At 74.6% G+C, this 17,582-nt stretch carries 16 protein-coding genes and 1 tRNA gene; 7 read left to right on the forward strand and 10 right to left on the reverse strand.

The window, feature by feature from the left end:
* The first annotated feature begins 33 nt into the window (after positions 1 to 33).
* A tRNA-Trp gene (locus NRK68_RS36215) sits at positions 34 to 108 on the forward strand.
* A 162-nt stretch (positions 109 to 270) separates the two neighbouring features.
* On the opposite strand, the gene NRK68_RS36220 is transcribed toward NRK68_RS36215, so the two are convergent.
* The 3 genes from NRK68_RS36220 to NRK68_RS36230 all read right to left on the reverse strand — a co-directional run bounded on the left by NRK68_RS36220 (position 271) and on the right by NRK68_RS36230 (position 2,309).
* On the reverse strand, positions 271 to 729 hold the full coding sequence (locus NRK68_RS36220) for a hypothetical protein (protein WP_183068714.1): 459 nt from the start codon (positions 727 to 729) through the stop codon (positions 271 to 273).
* Between the two features lie 486 nt (positions 730 to 1,215).
* Positions 1,216 to 2,040 (reverse strand): MerR family transcriptional regulator, encoded by an 825-nt coding sequence (locus NRK68_RS36225; protein ID WP_257858403.1) that lies wholly within the window; start codon positions 2,038 to 2,040, stop codon positions 1,216 to 1,218.
* 56 nt (positions 2,041 to 2,096) lie between these two features.
* Complete coding sequence (locus NRK68_RS36230; RefSeq protein WP_183068712.1) at positions 2,097 to 2,309, reverse strand: hypothetical protein; 213 nt, start codon at positions 2,307 to 2,309, stop codon at positions 2,097 to 2,099.
* Between the two features lie 356 nt (positions 2,310 to 2,665).
* On the opposite strand from NRK68_RS36230, the gene NRK68_RS36235 reads away from it, so the two are divergent.
* Entirely contained in the window at positions 2,666 to 3,211 is a 546-nt protein-coding gene (locus NRK68_RS36235) for an NUDIX domain-containing protein (RefSeq protein ID WP_183068711.1), read from the forward strand.
* 119 nt (positions 3,212 to 3,330) lie between these two features.
* On the opposite strand, the gene NRK68_RS36240 is transcribed toward NRK68_RS36235, so the two are convergent.
* The 3 genes from NRK68_RS36240 to NRK68_RS36250 all read right to left on the reverse strand — a co-directional run bounded on the left by NRK68_RS36240 (position 3,331) and on the right by NRK68_RS36250 (position 6,626).
* On the reverse strand, positions 3,331 to 3,906 hold the full coding sequence (locus NRK68_RS36240; RefSeq protein WP_183068710.1) for a hypothetical protein: 576 nt from the start codon (positions 3,904 to 3,906) through the stop codon (positions 3,331 to 3,333).
* Positions 3,907 to 4,153: 247 nt separating this feature from the next.
* Positions 4,154 to 4,897: a YqjF family protein gene (locus NRK68_RS36245; protein WP_373024842.1), complete on the reverse strand. Its 744-nt coding sequence runs from the start codon at positions 4,895 to 4,897 to the stop codon at positions 4,154 to 4,156.
* A gap of 376 nt (positions 4,898 to 5,273) precedes the next feature.
* Positions 5,274 to 6,626 (reverse strand): serine hydrolase domain-containing protein, encoded by a 1,353-nt coding sequence (locus tag NRK68_RS36250; protein WP_257858404.1) that lies wholly within the window; start codon positions 6,624 to 6,626, stop codon positions 5,274 to 5,276.
* A gap of 230 nt (positions 6,627 to 6,856) precedes the next feature.
* Between NRK68_RS36250 and NRK68_RS36255 the strand changes: the two genes are divergently transcribed.
* Positions 6,857 to 8,614 (forward strand): alpha/beta hydrolase, encoded by a 1,758-nt coding sequence (locus tag NRK68_RS36255; protein WP_257858405.1) that lies wholly within the window; start codon positions 6,857 to 6,859, stop codon positions 8,612 to 8,614.
* A gap of 139 nt (positions 8,615 to 8,753) precedes the next feature.
* Here the strand turns inward: NRK68_RS36255 and NRK68_RS36850 are convergent, their stop codons facing one another.
* The 3 genes from NRK68_RS36850 to NRK68_RS36275 all read right to left on the reverse strand — a co-directional run bounded on the left by NRK68_RS36850 (position 8,754) and on the right by NRK68_RS36275 (position 11,927).
* Entirely contained in the window at positions 8,754 to 9,506 is a 753-nt protein-coding gene (locus NRK68_RS36850; protein ID WP_308296357.1) for a CPCC family cysteine-rich protein, read from the reverse strand.
* A 59-nt stretch (positions 9,507 to 9,565) separates the two neighbouring features.
* Positions 9,566 to 10,711 carry a hypothetical protein gene (locus tag NRK68_RS36270; protein WP_257858406.1) on the reverse strand — a complete coding sequence of 382 codons (1,146 nt, stop codon included), beginning with the start codon at positions 10,709 to 10,711 and terminating at the stop codon, positions 9,566 to 9,568.
* Positions 10,712 to 11,057: 346 nt separating this feature from the next.
* Positions 11,058 to 11,927: a hypothetical protein gene (locus NRK68_RS36275; RefSeq protein WP_257858407.1), complete on the reverse strand. Its 870-nt coding sequence runs from the start codon at positions 11,925 to 11,927 to the stop codon at positions 11,058 to 11,060.
* A gap of 337 nt (positions 11,928 to 12,264) precedes the next feature.
* Here NRK68_RS36275 and NRK68_RS36280 point away from each other — a divergent pair, with 337 nt between their 5' ends.
* From NRK68_RS36280 to NRK68_RS36295, 4 genes are all read left to right on the forward strand, one after another.
* Complete coding sequence (locus NRK68_RS36280; RefSeq protein WP_183069832.1) at positions 12,265 to 13,239, forward strand: MsnO8 family LLM class oxidoreductase; 975 nt, start codon at positions 12,265 to 12,267, stop codon at positions 13,237 to 13,239.
* A gap of 555 nt (positions 13,240 to 13,794) precedes the next feature.
* On the forward strand, positions 13,795 to 14,277 hold the full coding sequence (locus tag NRK68_RS36285) for a lamin tail domain-containing protein (RefSeq protein WP_183069831.1): 483 nt from the start codon (positions 13,795 to 13,797) through the stop codon (positions 14,275 to 14,277).
* A 323-nt stretch (positions 14,278 to 14,600) separates the two neighbouring features.
* Positions 14,601 to 14,813 carry a hypothetical protein gene (locus tag NRK68_RS36290; RefSeq protein ID WP_030966540.1) on the forward strand — a complete coding sequence of 71 codons (213 nt, stop codon included), beginning with the start codon at positions 14,601 to 14,603 and terminating at the stop codon, positions 14,811 to 14,813.
* 77 nt (positions 14,814 to 14,890) lie between these two features.
* On the forward strand, positions 14,891 to 15,463 hold the full coding sequence (locus NRK68_RS36295) for a GNAT family N-acetyltransferase (RefSeq protein WP_183069830.1): 573 nt from the start codon (positions 14,891 to 14,893) through the stop codon (positions 15,461 to 15,463).
* Positions 15,464 to 15,600: 137 nt separating this feature from the next.
* Here the strand turns inward: NRK68_RS36295 and NRK68_RS36300 are convergent, their stop codons facing one another.
* Positions 15,601 to 17,181 carry a DUF6056 family protein gene (locus tag NRK68_RS36300; RefSeq protein WP_257858408.1) on the reverse strand — a complete coding sequence of 527 codons (1,581 nt, stop codon included), beginning with the start codon at positions 17,179 to 17,181 and terminating at the stop codon, positions 15,601 to 15,603.
* Between the last annotated feature and the right edge of the window lie 401 nt (positions 17,182 to 17,582).

Below are 17,582 nucleotides of genomic sequence, written 5' to 3' on the forward strand. Positions count from 1 at the left end.
ACGGCCCGGCAGGGCCTAGGATGCCGGGCGGGCGGGGCCGTAGCGCAGAGGTCGTCGCGCGCGGTCTCCAAAACCGTGAGGACGCCGGTTCGAATCCGGCCGGACCCGCCCGCTCCGCCCGCCCCGCCCGCTCCGTCCACCGCGCCCGTTGCGTACCGCGGCCGGCTGCCGCGGAGCCCCCGCCGGACCCCGGTGAGGGGGGTCTCGCGGGGGCCTGCCGGCCGGCCGTGGTCTTCGGGGTGCGGGTGCCGGTCCTTCGGGGGGCGTGGGCTAGGACGCGGGGGTCTGGACCTTGTCGGGGTTCTCCTTGTGCAGGACGACCGGGTCGGTGTTCGGCGCCGGCTTCGGGGCCGGCTTGGGGTCGGGCTTCGGGGCCGGGTTGGGAGCCGGGGCGGGGGCCGGGGCGGGCTTGTCGGGCTTGTGCTCGCAGTAGACCTTGCCCTGGTAGAACTTGCAGCCCGGCATGTTCTCCACGTCGCGGACCTTGTCCTTCTTGCCGCGGTGCTTCTGGTTCTTCTTGCCCTTGTCGTGCTTGTCGTTCTTCTTCTCCCACTTCTCCTTCTTGTCGTGGCTCCCGTGACCGCTCTTCGCGGGGGCGGTGGCCGTGGACGCGGCGGCCGTCGACGGGGCGGCGAAAGCACTGGTGGGGACCAGCGCGCCTCCTCCGACGATCGCGGCCGAGACGGCGAACAGGGCGAGACGCTGCTTCCGGAAGGTGGTGCGGAACATGAGAAGGACTCCGATGAGAGTGGGGGGAGGGGGCCGTTCCAGAGAACCTAGGGCGAAATGTCCGTTTCGTTCTCTGGTTAAAAGACTGGCTCCCGTACTTCATGAAGCCGTCCGCCGACTGTCACAGGCGCGTGACAGGCCGCGCGGCTTCCCCCTCCGGGCCCGTCCGCGGCCCCGTCCGGTCCCCGTCCGCCCGGGCCCCGGCACGGCGCGCGGGTGCCCGGCATCGGGAACAGCCACTCCCGGCGCTGCAGCATGGGGGCCACCGCGACCGCCGCGCCCGGGCGCCTGCGAGGCCGTCGGCCGGTACGAGGTCGTCCGTACCAGGGCGGCGGTGAAGCCGCCGCGCCGGCGTACGCGCAGGAGAGCGGGCGGAAGAAGGCCGTCGCCGGCTGCCTGGCGTCCACGCGGCGGGGCACGCACCCGCCGCCCGCTGTGCACGGCGGGGGCGGGTGTGGGTGGGTGTGAGTGGGTGCGGGTGGGGGGTCAGTCGGCCAGGGGGACCGCGATGTCGCAGGCGGGGTCGGCCGGGGAGATCTCCGACCAGTCCGCGAAGTAGACCTCGCGGGGCGCCGCCGTCGTCGTGCGGGACTCGCGCTGCGCCCACGCGTAGACCGCGTCGTAGGCGGAGAGGATCTGCGGGTAGGCGACCTGTGCCCTGGTGAGGCGGGTGTAGGCCTCCGTGTGGGCCGGCTCCGTGCGCGAGGGCACCGGGAACTGCCCGGCGCGGGCCGGGTCCACCGGGACGCAGAGCTCCACCGGGCCGTCGCCGTCCTCGTTGACCTCCCCGTGGTAGACGACGAAGGGGTGGCCGAAGAACCCCCCGTGCGCCTGTGCCACCGGGGCCAGCCGGCCCAGGGCGGCGGGGATCCAGTCGGACAGCTCCTCTGGGGTGATGTGCCGCTGTTCCGTGAGGACCAGCTGCTGCGGCACCTCGCGTTCCTGGATCTCGTACATGTCCAGATTCCCTTCGTCTCCGAGCAGGTGGATACGGAGGTGCGCCGCCAGCTCGCGCTGCGCCGCGTGCCGGCGCTCGACGCCGTCCCAGTACGCGGCCACCAGGCGGGCCGCCTCGGGGGCCGGGGCGGCCAGGACCGCGCCGACGTCGGCCAGCGGCATGTCCAGCCCGCGCAGCCGCACGATCAGCCGGGCCGCGGCGAGCCGGCTCTCCCGGTAGTACCGGTAGGCGGTGACGGGATCGACGTGGTCGGGCGGCAGCAGACCGTGGCGGTCGTACAGGCGCAGCGCCTTGTGCGACAGCCGTGCCCGGCGGGCGAACGTGCCGATGCTGAGCAGTGCTTCTTCCTCCATGGCCGCTACGCTCCCCTCTCCCCCAGGGTCAGGGTCAAGCCGGGCACTCTCAGCAGTCACCGGGGTTCGGGGGGAGGCGGCGCGGCAGCGGCCAGGGCGCGGTCGGTGAGGTTTTCGGCGATGCGGCAGGCGAACTCGACCTCTTCGACGGCGGTTTGCAGGGTGAGCCGGCGCTCGCCCAGCCAGGCCCGCTGGCCGGGGAGGTCGGCCGCGAGGAGGGCCAGGAACCTGAGGGTCCAGGTCCGCCGGTGCTTGTCGTCGGGATCCATCCGTGCAGGATCGCATCCGGCCCGGGCCGGGGATCGGGCCGGGGATCGTACGGAACACCGGACGCGGCGGCGGGGCGGGCAGGACGGGGGCGGCGGCCTGAGGTGCGCTCAGGAACCCGGCGAGGAACTGCGGGTGGGCTTCGCGGCCCGCCCGCCGGGGTCCGCCCGCCGGAGGTCTCCAGCCCGAGGAGGCCGGCGCCGCCTTCGGTGGTGAGGGCGGACGGGCGGACGGGCGGGTGTAGGCGGGTGCCTGGATGGATCGGCTCATGGGCGCAAAGGCAGGGCGGGCACCGGCAACGGTGACAGCCCGTCAGTCAGGGGTGGGTACGGGGGCGGCGCGCGGGACACTGGCCGTCATGGCGTCCACTCCCCCGCCTCCGCCCGCGGTCCCGTTCTCCCGCATCAAAATCCGTACCGCGGCTCTGGTGTTCTGCGGCGACGAGGTCGCGCTCATCCGCCGCGACCGGCCCGGCTCCACCCACTACAGCCCGCCCGGCGGGAACGTGGAGGACGGCGAGGACCTCACCTGCGCCCTGCGCAGGGAACTCGCCGAGGAACTCGCCCTGGACATCGACCGGGCCGAGGGCGGCGACCTGCTGTGGGTCGTCGACCAGCGGGTCAGCCGGCCCGGCCCCACCCCGCCCCCGCGCAAGCTGCACCTGATCCACCGCCTGCACATCACCCCCGCGGTGCGCGCCACGCTGGCCGTGGAGGAACGGGACGAGCAGCCCGACGGGAGCCACGAGACCGGCGTGATCGAGTGGATCGACTACCGGAAGGTGGCCGGGCTCCCGGTCTTCCCGCCCATCGGTGCCGCGCTCGCCGCGCTGCCCGGCCCGCGGGCGGCCACGGCCGACGCCGCCCTGGAGGCCGTCACCGACGACAACTACACGTGGGTGTGACGGTATGGCGGTGTGACGGTGTGACGGCCTGCGCGGGCTCGGCACGGCGCGGGCCCGGGCCGACGGGCGCTTCGGGCCGGCGCGGGCTTCGGGCGGCGGCCCGGTCGGCGGCCGCGGGGTCAGGAGGCCCGGCGGGGGCGGGCGGGGCGGCGCGGGCGGCGGCGGGCGGCGGGTGCTTCCGGGGCGGCCTGCGGTGAGGAGAACCCGCCCGCGACGGGCAGGGGGGCCGGCGCCGGGGCGGTGGCGGGCGCGGGGACCACGGCGCCGGCCGGGGCCCGGTGGGCCTGCCCCTGCCCCTGGGGCTGCGTCTGGGGCTGGGGCTGGGAGCGGCCGAGGACGGCGGTGTGCGGGATGAGCGGCGCGCAGGACTGGCAGATCTCGGCGAGCGTCCAGACCTGTCCCACGGCCGGGTTGTGGACCAGGACCAGGAGGGTGGAGCCGGTGCACTGGGTGCGGGTCTCGTGCCAGGCGCACTGTGCGGCGGCCCGGCAGGCGCAGGCGGCGTTGGGGCGGACGGTGGCCAGCCGGGCGTGGGCCCGGGCGTGTTCGGCGGCGAACCGCTTCAGGGCCGCGGTGTCCTTCGAACGGGGCGGCATCCGGCAGGCTTCGGTGCTGCAGGTGACGGAGGCGCTGTGATCGGCGTGGCCGGTGAGCCGGACCGTCCAGGTCCGGCCGGGCACGCGTGATCCGGGCATGAGGGTCAAGTCGGGTCCGATCGTCGTGTTTCAGGTGGGTCGGTCGCGGTCGGTCGCACCGACGCGGTGCTGATCGCGGCGGGGGGACCCCGCGGGGTTGTCGGTCCCGGGCGGCGTCTCGCGGTTGCGGCGCCGGGCCGCGGAGAAACGGACATCGCGCGGCCTCGGACGTGGGGTCTTTGTCGCACGTCCCGCGGGCTCTGTCAATGCCCCGCGCCTGGTCGGACGGGTGGAGGGCCGGGGCGGGTCAGCCGGTGGGGCGGGTGAACCGTACGGGGACTCCCGGGGAGTAGAGCACGCTGACGGGCGGGCCGGCGGGCGCGGGCAGACCGGCCGCCGTCACCAGGTCCTCGTCGCAGCCCAGGAGTTCGGCGCGGTGCAGCGGCCAGCGCGGGTGGCTGTTGGGCAGGTACAGCAGCCGGCCGGAGAAGTCGCTGTGCATGCCCCAGCGGGCCGTCAGGAAGTGTTCCAGGGCGGTCGGCTCCGTGATGCGTTCACCGGTCCGCACGGTGAGGGTGCTGTGCGCGCCGCGCGGTCCGGGCCATCTGCGGCTGCTGGTGTAGGTGAGGGTCGGGCCGTCGCGGCGTACCGACATGCGCGACCACACGTACGGGATACGGAACAGGGTGCGGGCGGTGAGGACCGGCAGGAGGCGGGAGGCGTCGAGGGAACGGAAGACCACGCCGCGGCGGCCGCGGGTGTCGACCGAGTAGAGGCGGACGTTGGTCTCGGGGAAGGAGCCCAGATATGGGATGCCGGGCAGGCGCAGCCATCCGACGCGGTGCATGCGGAACGCGACGAACCCGATGTAGGTGAGGCCGTCGAGGGTGTCGGGCCGGGTGCCGGCCGGGAGCAGCGGGGCGACGACGGCGGGGTCCGCGGGCCAGTGCAGGAAGGTCAGATCGAGCCAGGACTGGGTGAGCAGGGGCCGTCCGGCACGGTCGGGGTGGGGCGGATCGGCCGATATCGGCCCGGCGGGCACGGCAGGCACGACGAGCCCGGCGGGAACGGTGGGCGCGGCGGGAACGGTGGGCGCGGCGGGCCCCTCCGGCGGGGCGGATCCGGCGGGTTCGGCAGGTGGGACGGACGGGGCGGACGGGGCGGACGGGGCGGGTTCGGCGGGCGCCTCCGGCTGGGCGGATCCGGCGGGTTCGGCAGGCGGGGCGGGCGCGGGAAGGCCGGGGGTCCGGGGCGGCCCGGGAGGCTCGGCGGGCGTGCCGGGCGGTGGCCCGGGAGGCTCGGCGGGCGGGGTGTGCGGCATCGCGTCAGTATCGCGCAGGGTGCCCCGCCGCGGGCAGGCCGACGGCAGCCGGTGGCCGGCAGGCGGTGGCCGGTGGTCCTCCCGCGGCGGGGAACACCCGTACGACTCAGGGCGAGACGGCCGGGTCGTCGGCGGCCGGGTCGTCGGGGGTGGCGGCGGCGGGGGCGGCGGGGGTGGCGGGGCAGTACTCGGCTTCCATGACGGCGTCCGGGGCGACCGTCGTGCTCCAGTCCCCGTTGCGGTTGTAGGCGAGCTGGTGGCCGCCGTCCTCGGTGGTGACGGCCAGGGAGGTCGATCCGACCATGCCTCCGCCGTGGCCCCACAGCGTGGTGCCGCAGCTCGTGCGCATCCGGGTGATGCCGAGTCCGTAGGCCGTGCCGGGGCGTTCGGGGATCTCCACGGTGGTCTTCATGGCGGCCAGCTGCCGCGGGGGAAGGAGCTCGCCGCGCATCAGGGCGCGGTAGAAGCGGTTCAGGTCGCCGGTGGTGGAGATGATGTCGCCGTCGCCCCAGCCCTGCGAGCCGTTCATCTCGGTGACGTCGTCGATCCGGCCGGGGTCCTGCTCGAACAGTTTGGAGTAGGCGCGGCTGCTGGGACGTGGGATGCGGATGCTGTTGCCGGGGTTGGTGGTGGCCTTCAGGCCGAGGGGCCTGATGATGCGGTCGCGGACCTCGGCCTCGTAGGTCCGTCCGCCCGCCTTCTCGATGATGAGCGCGGCCAGGACGTAGTTGGTGTTCGAGTACGAGAAGCGGGCGCCGGGAGAGAACAGCGGCGGGTGGGAGAGAGCGACCTTGACGTGCTGGGCGGGCGGCAGGGTGTCGTAGCGGTGCGCGAGGTAGCCGTCGCCGAGCATGTACGTGGTGAGGTACTCCTCGTCGGCCAGGTAGTCGAAGAGGCCGGAGGTGTGGTTCAGGAGCCGCCGTACGGTGATCTTGCTGCCGTCGTTGCCGTTGCCCTTCACCAGGCCCGGCAGATGGTGTTCCACGGTGTCGTCGAGCCGGAGCCTGCCCTCCGTCTCCATCTGGAGCAGGACGGTGGCCACGAAGGTCTTGGTGATGCTGCCGATCCGGAACCGGTCGTCGGTGCCGCGCGGGGCGCCGGTGGTCAGGTCGCCGACGCCCGAGGCGGCCTTCCAGACCCCGCGGGCGTCGCGGGCCTGGGCCGTGATACCGGGGATGCCGGCCTCGACCTCGGCGTCCATCGCGCGCCGGGTCGCCCTGTGTCCCGCCCTCCCGGAGGCCCGGTCCCCGGTGCCGCCCGCGCTGGTGTCCCCGGTGCCGCCCGCGCTGGTGTCCTGGGTGGCGCCTGCGCTGGTGTCCTGGGCGGCGCCCGTCGTGGGGTCCGGGCCGGGGTCCGGGGCGGCCTGGGCGGGGACCGTGAGGGCGGTGGCGGCCATCGCGGCCGCCGCCAGGCCCACCAGGGCGACCCGTGCGGTCGTAACGGTCGTACGTAACGTCATGTCGTGCTCCTCGGCGGTCGGCGTGCTCGCGGGAACTCGTGCGGCCTCCCCCGGTAACCGGCGGGGTCCGCCCGCCCGGCAAGACCGCGCCGGCCGGCGGATGGTTGAGCGCGGCTCCGGTCCGTCACCTCCCGGGTGCAGCGCGGGGCCGGCGGCCGACGGGACGACGGGGGCGGGGCGGGCGGCTACGTTGGCGCCCGTTCGCGACGCCCATCACGGAGGTGCGCAGCATGCAGACCCGTTCCGCCGTCGCCCCGCGCGGGCGCGCGGCCGGGGCGACGGCCCTCGCCCTGACCGCGGTCACCGCCCTCCTGGGAGCCGCCCCCCGGCCCACCACCGCCACCACGGCCACCACGGCGGCCACGGCGGCCACAGCGACCCGGGCCGGGGCCGGGGCCGGGGCCGGGGCCATCGCGGCTGCGGCCGCCGCGGTCACGGCCGGGGCCTCCGGGGCCGGAGCCGAGGTCGCCGGGGCCGGGGCCGGGGCCGGGGCCGGGGTGGCCGGCTCGTCCGTGCCGGTCCTGTCCTGGGGCCCCTGTACCGGCCCGCGGGACGGCTTCGAGTGCGCGACCGCCCGCGTACCGCTGGACCACCGCCGGCCCAGCGGGCCCACGATCGCCCTCCCCGTCACCCGGCGGCCCGCGGCCGACCCCGCCCGCCGCACCGGTGTCCTGCTGCTGCACCCGGGCGGGCCGGGCAGCTCCGGTGTGGACTTCGCCCGTAACAGCCACGCCGCTCTGCCCGCCGCCCTCCGCGACACCTTCGACGTCGTCGGCTACGACATGCGCGGTGTGGCGCGCGGCGCCCGGGTGCAGTGCTGGGACGACGAGGAGTACGCGGCCGCCGTCGACGCCGCGCGCGGCGTGCCCGGCCAGGGAGCCGTGCCGCGCGCCGTCCGCCAGGGCGCCGACTTCGCCGCCGCCTGCCGGCAACGCTCCGGCGGCCTGGTGCCGTTCGTCGGCACCGGCTTCAACGCCCGGGACATCGACCTGCTGCGCCGGGCCCTGGGCGAGGAGACGCTCTCCTTCTACGGGCGTTCCTTCGGCAGCTACGTCGGCACCGTCTACGCCGCGCTGTTCCCGCGGCGGGTGCGGGCCATGGTCCTGGACGGGGCCTACGACCCGCACCTGTACGCGGACGTGCCCTACGCCTACGACGCCGCGCAGTTCACCGCCCTGGACGCGGCGGTCGGCCGGTTCCTCGACTGGTGCGCGCGCGAGGCGGCCGTCTGCGGGTTCGGTGACGGCCGGCCGCGGCAGGCCTTCGAAGACCTCGAACGGGCGCTGGACGCCGACCCGGTCGTCACCGCGGGCGGACGCCCGGCCACCGGCTACACCCTCGCCTACCGCCTGATGTTCGGCATCAACGCGGGCAAGGAGATCTGGCCCTACCTGGGCGAGGCGCTGCGGGCGGCGCAGGAGCGGCGGGTGTCGTTCCTGCTGTCCCCGCCCTCACCGGCGTCCTTCGGCTTCCTGACCGTGAACACGGCCGTCGAGTGCGCCGACCGCCGCTATCCGCCCGGCCGTACGCTCCTGGGCGCGCTGGTCGGCGCGCACGCCGCCTCGGCTCCGCTGCTGGGCCCCCCGGTCGGTCTGGGGCCGCCCGCCTACGACCACAACCACGCACCGGCGTGCGTCCCGTGGCCGGCGGACCGGCCCGGCCGCTTCGAGGGCTCCTACCGTGCCGCCGGTTCCGCCCCGATCCTGGTCCTCGGTACGACCGGGGACCCCGACACCCCCTACCGGGACGCCGTGGCCCTCGCCGGGACGCTGGAGAACGGCCGGCTGCTGACGTTCGCCGCGGAGGGGCACACCGCCTACAACCGCAGCGCGTGCGTCAGCGCCCTGGTCAACGGCTACCTCGCCACGGGGGCGCTGCCCGCGCGGGGCACCGTCTGCGCGGACGAGGCACCCCCGAAACCGGCCGGCCGCCGCACCACGGGCCCGGAGGCCGACGAGACCCGCGAGGCGATCCCCGTACTGCGCTGAACACCCCCCGGGCGGGATGCGGCCCCCGTCGCAGCCATGAGGGCCAGGACCGCACCCCGCACCGGGCGCCTACCCGGGACCACCCGGCCGACACCCGCCGGCCTCGGGGGCGGCGGGGGCGGCGGGCGCGGCGGGGCCGCTACCGGTCGTAGACCACGCTGAAGCCCGCAGCCTTCTGCCCGTACGCCTCCAGCTGCTCACGGAGCACGGCCGCGGCCGACGGTTCCCGCAGCTCCAGCCCGGCCCAGCCGACGAACCGCAGTTCCCGGGGCATGGTGACGAGGCCGGTGATCGCGTCCCAGAACGCGTCCCGGTTCATGCCGTAGAACGCGGGGAAGCCGAGTTCCCGCTTGAGCGCCTGGTGCAGATCACGCTCGCTGCGCACCGGGCCGACGTCGATGACCACCCGGCGGCCGGGATCCTGCGCGGGCTCCTCGGGAACGCCCCAGAACGAGGGGAGCCACCAGCACAGGACCACCGCGTCGTCGGGCCAGGGGCGGTGCTCCGTACCCGTGGAGTGCTCGAAGAGGTCGGTGGCGGGGTCGATCGGGCGCCAGGCCCCGTCCAGGGGTTCGTCGTCCGCCGCGGGCCTGGCGAACCTCCTGCCCCGCTGGTCGCAGGCCCCGTAGGCGCGGAAGTTGCGCTGGGCCTCCACGAGCGACAGCCGGGCCGGGCCGCCCGGCACGAACGGCCAACGCAGCCGCACCGGGTCGTCCTCCCAGCAGCAGACCGGGCAGATGCCGTACGAACCGGGCCACCCGTCTTCGGCATCGAAGACGAGATGACCACAACAGGGGCAGGGGCGACGGGTGTCCACCGGACCAGTCTGCCTGCCGTACGCGGGCCGCCCGGAGCGGATGCCGGACCCGGTGCCGGTGCCGGTGCCGGACATGCGGCGGCACCTCGCAGAGTTGCCTCCGCGAGGTGCCGCCCTCGACCGCTGATGACTGATCAGCCCTGGGTACCGCCCTGGGTGTTCCCGGCGCCGCCACCCTGCGTACCGCCCTGGGTGTTCCCGGCGCCGCCGCCCTGGGTGCCGCCCTGGGTGTTACCGCTGCCACCGCCCTGCGTACCGCCCTGGGTGTTCCCGGTCCCGCCACCCTGCGTACCGCCCTGGGTGTTCCCGGTCCCGCCACCGCCCTGCGTACCGCCCTGGGTGTTCCCGGTCCCGCCACCCTGCGTACCGCCCTGGGTGTTCCCGGTCCCACCGCCCTGCGTGCCACCCTGGGTGTTCCCGGTCCCACCGCCCTGCGTACCGCCCTGGGTGTTCCCGGTCCCACCGCCCTGCGTACCACCCTGGGTGTTCCCGGTCCCACCGCCCTGCGTACCGCCCTGGGTGTTCCCGGTCCCACCGCCCTGCGTACCACCCTGGGTGTTCCCGGTCCCGCCACCCTGCGTACCACCCTGGGTGTTGCCGTTGCCGGCGCCCTGCGTGCCACCCTGGGTGTTGCCGTTGCCGGCGCCCTGCGTACCACCCTGGGTGTTGCCGTTGCCAGCGCCCTGCGTACCGCCCTGGGTGTTGCCGTTGCCGACCTGGGTGCCGCCGATGGTGTTGTTCGAGCCGCCGATGATCGTGTTGTTGACGATGGTCGTCACGTTGTTCGTCACCTGGTTGACCACGGCGGGTGCCAGTCCGAGCCGCTTCGCTTCGGAGGCCGCGGCCTTCCGCCCGATGGCGGCCGCCTGCGCCTGGGAAGCTCCACCGCGGGCTGCCTGCTGGGCCGCTGCCGTGCCTCGTGCCGTTGCAACAGCGGCGTCGGCCTTCGTCGAAGCCGCGCTGGATGCGGCCGGCGCGCACCGGACGGTGCCCACGGAGACCGGACCGCCGCCGGTGATTTCGGCCCGGATGTCGCCCTTCGGTCCGGCAGCGACGCGGGCGACGGTCTTCCCGTTGCGCTTGACGTCGTAGGTCTGCTCGAGGGCGAAGCCGTTGCCGCGGATCTCCCCGCTCTTCAGGCTGCATACCGCCGCGGGGGCTGCGGCCGGAAGTGCGGAGGCCTGGGAGGGCTGAGCGAAGGCCACCCCCGCCGTTCCGGCGAGTATCGCGGTGACACAGGAAAGACCGGCAATGTTGGCGACGTGCTTCTTCCTCGACATTTAAATCTCCCTTGAATGGTCGACCCGGATTCGAGATTCTCTGCGAGCCGGGGATTCGACTTGCCTGGTGTCTCAGTTCCGTTTGTCTGGCCGAGCGGTTTATCTGTATCCAGATTGCCCTTTTCGGATGCGGGGAGAAAGAGACGGAGATTCGGGGCTTGACACATGCGGATTCGGATGGGCGCCTTGTCGTGCCTGGGGTGGGCGGGGCAGGTTCGGCCGGTGCGCCGGCACGGGTCGAGCCGTTGCCGCCCTGATGTGTGTCGGGGCGGCAACGGCTGATGGGGACGGCAGCACCTCGCAGAGGGGGGCCTCTGCGAGGTGCTGCGCCTTTCGGCAGGACTGGTCAGCCCTGGGTTCCACCCTGGGTGTTGCCGCTGCCGCCACCCTGCGTACCGCCCTGGGTGTTGCCATTGCCACCACCCTGCGTACCGCCCTGGGTGTTGCCATTGCCACCACCCTGCGTACCGCCCTGGGTGTTGCCATTGCCACCACCCTGCGTACCGCCCTGGGTGTTGCCATTGCCACCACCCTGCGTACCGCCCTGGGTGTTGCCATTGCCACCACCCTGCGTACCGCCCTGGGTGTTGCCATTGCCACCACCCTGCGTACCGCCCTGGGTGTTGCCATTGCCACCACCCTGCGTACCGCCCTGGGTGTTGCCATTGCCGCCACCCTGCGTACCGCCCTGGGTGTTGCCATTGCCACCACCCTGCGTACCGCCCTGGGTGTTGCCATTGCCACCACCCTGCGTACCGCCCTGGGTGTTCCCGTTACCGCCACCCTGCGTACCGCCCTGGGTGTTGCCATTGCCACCACCCTGCGTACCGCCCTGGGTGTTCCCGTTACCGCCACCCTGCGTACCGCCCTGGGTGTTCCCGTTACCGCCACCCTGCGTACCGCCCTGGGTGTTGCCATTGCCACCACCCTGCGTACCGCCCTGGGTGTTGCCATTGCCACCACCCTGCGTACCGCCCTGGGTGTTGCCGCCGTTGTTGCGCTTCTTCTTCTTGCCGTGGTGGTTGCCGTCGTGCTTCTTCTTGTGGTCGTGCTTGCTGTGGGTGACGACGCTTTCCACCGAGGTGGTGGGGGCCGCCATCGCGGAGGATGTGGGGATGAGGATCCCGCCGGCGATCGCGGCAGCGGCGACGGCGGTCGCGAGGCGGAAACCTCGGCGCTTGGGGCGGGACTCGGACGTCTCGAACTTGCGGTTCATGGTTTTTCTCCTGATCGAATCGGAACCCGAAAGGCTCCCTCATTTCGGGGCCTCCGCGATTGTGGGGATTGTTTCCCACCGCGTCTGCGGCCTCGTTCCCTTTTCCGGTGGGCCGCATATCCAGTAAGCCGGTTCGCCGCGCCGGCGGTCACGTTCCGCGAATTCGGGGCTTGACGTTCTCACCGATGCGCGTTAATCGGGATTTCGGCTGCCGCGAGGGGTGCGGGGCCGGGCTGGGCCGGGCTGTGGGGCCCGCCCGCCTGCGGGTCTGTCCGTGGTGGCGTGAAAACGATCATCGGGGCGGTTGCCGGGCGGGGTGCTCCCTATGCTGACGGCCATGCTCGACATACCTCTTTCAGCGCTGGAAGTCGCGATGGTGCAGACGGGCACCCGCGCCGTGGACACCCTGCGGGACACCGCGGACTTCGCCCGGGGAATGGAGCGGCTGGGCTACCACCGCCTCTGGTACGCCGAGCATCACCACTCCCCCGCGATCGGCGCGTTCCCGCCGGTCGTGCTGACGGCGCACGCCGCTGCCTCGACCTCGGTGATCCGTCTGGGTTCGGGCGGGGTGCTGGCCCCCAACCATGCGCCGCTCGCGCTGGCGGAGCAGTTCGGGACGCTGGCCGCCCTGCACGAGGACCGCATCGACCTGGGTATCGGCCGGGGTCCGGGCACCTTCGACGAGGGCATCGCGCGGGCGCTGCGCCGCGGGGCGGGGCCGGCAACGGATGCGGAGTACCGGGAGGACGTGGCCGCGGTCCTGTCGTTCCTGGTGGAGGAGGTCGCGCTCGGTCCGCTGCCGGAGCCGTGGCTGCTGGCCTCCAGTGCCGCGGGGGGTGCTCTCGCCGCGGCCCTGGGCCTGCCGGTCGCGGTCGCGCATCACATCCGTCCGGACAACACCCGTGCGGTCGTGGAGGGTTACCGGGCGGCGTTCACCGCGTCCCGGTGGTGCGAGCGGCCGCGGGTGCTGCTGTGCGTGGAGACGGTGTGCGCGCAGACGGAGGAGGAGGCCGTGTGGCGGGCGGGGCCGATGAACGTCGTCAAGGCCGGGCTCCTGCAGGGGCTGAGCCGGACGCCGTTCCCCACGCCCGAGCAGGCGGCAGTGCATCCCTTCACGGAGCAGGAGCGGCAGGCGCTGGACGGTTTCCGTGCGCAGCAGGCGGTCGGGGCGCCCGAGGCGGTGGTGGGGCGGCTCGCGCAACTGGCCGGTGAGACGGGGGCGGACGAGCTGATGCTGACCACGCCGGTCTACGACCTGCGGGAGCGGATCGGTTCCTACGAGCTGGTCAGGAAGTACTGGGGGCGGTGACGGGCCGCCGCAGGCCGGGGCGGGTCGGCGGGGCGATGACGGGCCGGCGGGGCGGCGGGGCGGTGACCGGCGGGGCCGGGTCGGTGACGGGCCGGCGGGGCGGGCGGCGGGGGCGGGTCGGTGGTGTGCGGGCGGGGGCTGGTTTCTCGTACACCGGAATCGTTTCCGCAGGTGCGTGCGAAGGGGTGGCGGGGGCGGCTGTTACAGGCTGTTGAACCCGTTCGGCGCAGGGGCGCGGGCCGTGGCCGGGGGCGGGGGCCGGGCTGCGGGGAGGCCTGCTGCGCAGGCGTGCCACCGGTTGGCGGGTGAACTGCTGTGCCGGGGGCGTCAATCCGGGTTTGACGGGTGCCCACTACAAGGGAGAGTTACGGACATATCCGGATTGGGAAACAGGGGGTGGGCGGGCGGTGTCCGGGTGTGCCGGGCGGCCAGAGTGTGGCTCCTCGGCCAGTCGCCGGGAATCGTTTCGGGCCCGTCCGGCGCGTATCCGCCCGTGTGTGTGGGTGGATGTTGCCGGTCCGGGCCGTTCGTTGACGTCGAAGGGGTCCATCCTCCATGTCTGCTTCCCCCGCCACCCGCCGCGTTCTGGCGGTCCTCCTGGCCGCCGGCACCCTGGCCGGCGCGGCCGCGCTGCCCGCCGCGGCCGACGACCACCGCCGCGACCACCGCCGGGAGCGCTCCTCCCTCGTCATCGGCGACGTCCAGTACGACAGCCCCGGCCGGGGCGACCGCTCCAACCGCGCCCTGAACCGCGAGTGGGTCGAGATCAGGAACACCGGCCGCCACAGCGTCAACCTGCGCGGCTTCACCCTCACCGACCAGCAGGGCAACCGCTACCGCTTCAACGACTTCCGCCTGGAGGGCCGCTCCGCCGTCAAGGTCCACACCGGGTACGGCCGCGACACCCGCCACGACGTCTACCAGGACCGCCGCCACCAGATCTGGAACGACCGCGACACCGCCACCCTCCGCGACCACCGCGGCAACGTCATCGACACCGAGTCCTGGGGCCGTCGCGGACACCACCACCGCGGCTGATCCCGCCCGGCGGTCGCCCCGACGGGGACGGTGACCGCCGGCTGCCGGGGTGCGGCGTGTCGTGGCCGAGGGGCCGTGGCACGCCGCACCCGTGTCTCGGCGTATGCCCGTGTCTCGGCGTATGCCCGTGTCTCGACGTATGCCTGTCCGGGGGGTGCGGGCGCGTGCATTCGGGTGGCGGCGTGCCGTGTCGGACCGGTGGTGCGGGCCCGGTTCGCGATGCTGGGGCGGGGTGCGGCATCGCGGCCGGCGCCTCTTTTCCTTCCTTCCTTCTGTCCCCTTCCTTGCATTGCCCTGTGTCCCACGGTGAGAAGGAGTACGGCATGCCGACGGACCCGGTCGGGCGTTTCCTCGCGGTGCTGGAGCCGCACCGGCGGGAGGCCGTGGCGGGCATGCCGCGCGAGGAGCAGGAGCGGCTTGCGGCCGCCTGGGAGGAGGAGCTGGGTTCGGACGACGAGCTCGACACCCTCGACGAGCTCTCGCCGCCCGCGGCGGAGGCCGAGGCGGCCCGCCGGGTGATGGACCGCGAGGGCTGATCCGGCCCGGGGCGTGTGCGGCGGGCCGGGTGGGAAACGGGCTGGCGGGCGGGGCGGGGCCGGGGAAGACTGCTGCGGTGCGTGATCGTCTGGAAGGGTCCTCGGGGCTGCGGCTGCGGCGCTGGTCGTCGGCGGATGCCGGGGCGGTGCTGGCGGCGTTCGCCGATCCGGTGATGTCGTGGCAGGCCGCCGAGCCGGTGGTGACGTGGGCGGCGGCGCGGCGGTGGCTGGTGGCCCGGGCGGAGCAGTGGGATGCGGGGGCGGGTTTCGCCTTCGCGGTGGTCGACGGTGCGGGCACGGTGCTGGGGAACGTGGCGGTCGGGTCCGTGGACCGGCGGCACCGCACGGGGTGGGTCTCGTACTGGACGGTTGCGGCGGCCCGCGGGCGGGGTGTCGCGTCGGGGGGCTGTGCCGCGGTGGCCGCCTGGGCGTTCGAGGACGCCGGCCTGTTCCGGCTGGAGCTGGGCCACCGGGTGAACAACCCGGCGTCGTGCGCGGTGGCCCGGGCCGCGGGTTTCGTGGTGGAGGGGATCCAGCGCGGCAGGCTCGAGTACGACGGGGTCCGCCACGACGTCGAGCTGCACGCACGGCTGGCGACCGACGCGGACCCGGCCCCGCCCGCCCTGCCGGGACGGACCACCGCCGGCTGAGCACCGCGGCCCGCCGGCAGCGCCACGCTTCCGGGAAGTCCGGCCGCCCCCGCCGGTGGTGTGCCTTCGGGGAGGCCGGCCGGCTGCGTGGGGGCGCGGGCTTGGGCTCGGGGCGTCGTGTCGGCGGGGGGGTGGGGTCAGCGGCGGTGGATTCGGTTGATGTCGTACCAGCGGGAGACGCAGGCGGCGACCCAGTCCCGGCGGTGGTCGGAGGTGAAGAAGGGTTCGGCGAGGTTGCCGATGGGCAGGGGGCGGTAGCCCACGTCGGTGGCGCCCCGGGCCGTCTCGGCCCGGATGCGGGCGTTCTGGGCGTCCCAGGCGACGGAGCGGGCCACCGTGGTGGTGGTGAGCTGCTGGAGGGCGGGGACGAGGGAGGCCATCGAGGCCACCGTCAGGCAGAGCGCCGCGAGGGTGGCGGCCGCGGGGCCGGCGGGGCCGCGGGCGGCCAGGCGGGGGCCGGCCCATGCGCCCAGCAGGACTCCGTAGCCGCACAGGGCCAGTTCCATGGGCAGGAGGAAGCTGGTCCAGGTGCGGGCGTACGTCCAGCCGGTGGGGCCGTATCCGCTGCGCAGGCCCGCGGCCACCGCGAAGGATCCCAGGACCACCACGGGCAGCGGGAGCAGCAGCAGGGCGGCGCGTGTCGCCCGTCCGGGGCCCGTAGCGGTACCGGGCCCGGGCTCGGTCCGGGGCTGGGGCTCGGGCCGGGCGCGGGTGCGGGTGCGGGTGCGGCGGGTGCGGAGGGTGGCGGCCAGGCCCAGGAGGAGGCCGGCGGTCGCGGCGGCGAGGTAGGCCCGCTGGCCGGTGACGGTGTCCCACATGCGCAGCCAGTCCTCGTAGGTGGCCCGCAGTTCGGCCGGGGAGAGCATCGGGGGCTTCTCGGGCTGCTGGGCGCGGCGCCAGCGGGCGCCCGGGGAGGTGTACAGGACGGCGAGGCCGCAGGCGAGGCCGGTGCACCACACCAGGCACCAGGTGAGGGGGCGCCAGGTGGGGGCGAGGCGCAGGCGTGGCAGGCACAGTACGGCGGTCAGCGCGGCGAGGAGGCCGCTGACGAGGGCGAAGGGTTCGCTGAGGGTGCCGAGGGCGAAGCCGGTGAGGAGGGCTCCGGCGAGGCCGGCCGCGCGGACGGCGCGGTGGGGGTGGTTGACGGTGGTGAGGGCCAGCAGGAGGGCCCACAGGCCGATGACGCTCGGCAGGGTGTGGGAGATCGTGGCGGGAGCCCAGAGCAGGACCTGGTAGCTGCGGGTGCCGGCGTAGTAGAGGAGTGCCTGCAGGGCCAGGGCGCAGGCGGTCAGGAGCAGCAGGGGTGGTGCGTGGCCGAGGGCGTGCAGGAGGCGGCGGCCGAGGAGGACCAGGGCGGCGGTGAGGGAGACGGCGATGAGGGTGGGGAGGAGTTTGGTGCCGGCCGGTCCGCCGCTGTAGAGGAGGCCGCTGAGGAAGGCGTTGGCGACCCGGCCGTTCTGGGTGGTGTAGAAGTCGGCGGTGATGCCGAGGACTCCCAGGTCGCGGGTTTTCCAGGCGGCGCACCAGTCGTCGGAGGTGGGGCGGATGTAGAGGCCGAGGAAGCATCCGACGGCGACGAGGGCTCCGGCGGCGGCCAGGAGGGTCGCTCCGGCGGCGGGCAGGAGTGCGTGCGGGAGGGGGCGGGGGCGGCCGGTGTTCCGGCCGGCCGGGGAGGAGGGGGTGAGGAGGTCCTCGCCCTCGGCCGCCACGGTGCTCATGGGCCACCCCTTCGCAGTGGGGCCCGTCGGGCAAGGGCGGCCGGTGCGCCCCGCCGGCTGTGGTGAGCGCACGGCCCGCGAGCACCCATGATGTGCACGGTTGTGCGCGTGCGGCATCCCGGGCGGGGCGGATGCGGCAACGGGGGGCGGGGGCCGGGGGGCCGGGGTGGGGGTGGGTCACCCGGGCGGCGGGGTTTCCGTGGCGGGGCGGGCGGGGGTCTTCGAGGATGGGGTGCGGGCCAGGGCCCGGGTCCGGGCCCCGCGTCCGGGTCCCGCGTCCGGGTCGGGTGCGTGCGTGCGCCGTTGTGCGGACGTGCGGATGCGCCGTTTGTGCGGGCGTGCGGGTGCGCGGGCGTGCGGGTGCGCCGTTGTGCGGGTGCGCGGGCATGCGGATGTGTCGG

The organism is Streptomyces yangpuensis (assembly GCF_024666385.1).
GTDB classification, from domain to species: domain Bacteria; phylum Actinomycetota; class Actinomycetes; order Streptomycetales; family Streptomycetaceae; genus Streptomyces; species Streptomyces yangpuensis.

What these genes read in the sequence shown, in the direction of transcription:
- NRK68_RS36220 (WP_183068714.1), bottom strand. Translation starts at nt 729, where the DNA reads ATGTTCCGCACCACCTTCCGGAAGCAGCGTCTCGCCCTGTTCGCCGTC.
- NRK68_RS36225 (WP_257858403.1), bottom strand. Translation starts at nt 2,040, where the DNA reads ATGGAGGAAGAAGCACTGCTCAGCATCGGCACGTTCGCCCGCCGGGCA.
- NRK68_RS36230 (WP_183068712.1), bottom strand. Translation starts at nt 2,309, where the DNA reads ATGGATCCCGACGACAAGCACCGGCGGACCTGGACCCTCAGGTTCCTG.
- NRK68_RS36235 (WP_183068711.1), top strand. Translation starts at nt 2,666, where the DNA reads ATGGCGTCCACTCCCCCGCCTCCGCCCGCGGTCCCGTTCTCCCGCATC.
- NRK68_RS36240 (WP_183068710.1), bottom strand. Translation starts at nt 3,906, where the DNA reads ATGCCCGGATCACGCGTGCCCGGCCGGACCTGGACGGTCCGGCTCACC.
- NRK68_RS36250 (WP_257858404.1), bottom strand. Translation starts at nt 6,626, where the DNA reads ATGACGTTACGTACGACCGTTACGACCGCACGGGTCGCCCTGGTGGGC.
- NRK68_RS36255 (WP_257858405.1), top strand. Translation starts at nt 6,857, where the DNA reads ATGCAGACCCGTTCCGCCGTCGCCCCGCGCGGGCGCGCGGCCGGGGCG.
- NRK68_RS36850 (WP_308296357.1), bottom strand. Translation starts at nt 9,506, where the DNA reads ATGTCCGGCACCGGCACCGGCACCGGGTCCGGCATCCGCTCCGGGCGG.
- NRK68_RS36270 (WP_257858406.1), bottom strand. Translation starts at nt 10,711, where the DNA reads ATGTCGAGGAAGAAGCACGTCGCCAACATTGCCGGTCTTTCCTGTGTC.
- NRK68_RS36275 (WP_257858407.1), bottom strand. Translation starts at nt 11,927, where the DNA reads ATGAACCGCAAGTTCGAGACGTCCGAGTCCCGCCCCAAGCGCCGAGGT.
- NRK68_RS36280 (WP_183069832.1), top strand. Translation starts at nt 12,265, where the DNA reads ATGCTCGACATACCTCTTTCAGCGCTGGAAGTCGCGATGGTGCAGACG.
- NRK68_RS36285 (WP_183069831.1), top strand. Translation starts at nt 13,795, where the DNA reads ATGTCTGCTTCCCCCGCCACCCGCCGCGTTCTGGCGGTCCTCCTGGCC.
- NRK68_RS36290 (WP_030966540.1), top strand. Translation starts at nt 14,601, where the DNA reads ATGCCGACGGACCCGGTCGGGCGTTTCCTCGCGGTGCTGGAGCCGCAC.
- NRK68_RS36300 (WP_257858408.1), bottom strand. Translation starts at nt 17,181, where the DNA reads ATGAGCACCGTGGCGGCCGAGGGCGAGGACCTCCTCACCCCCTCCTCC.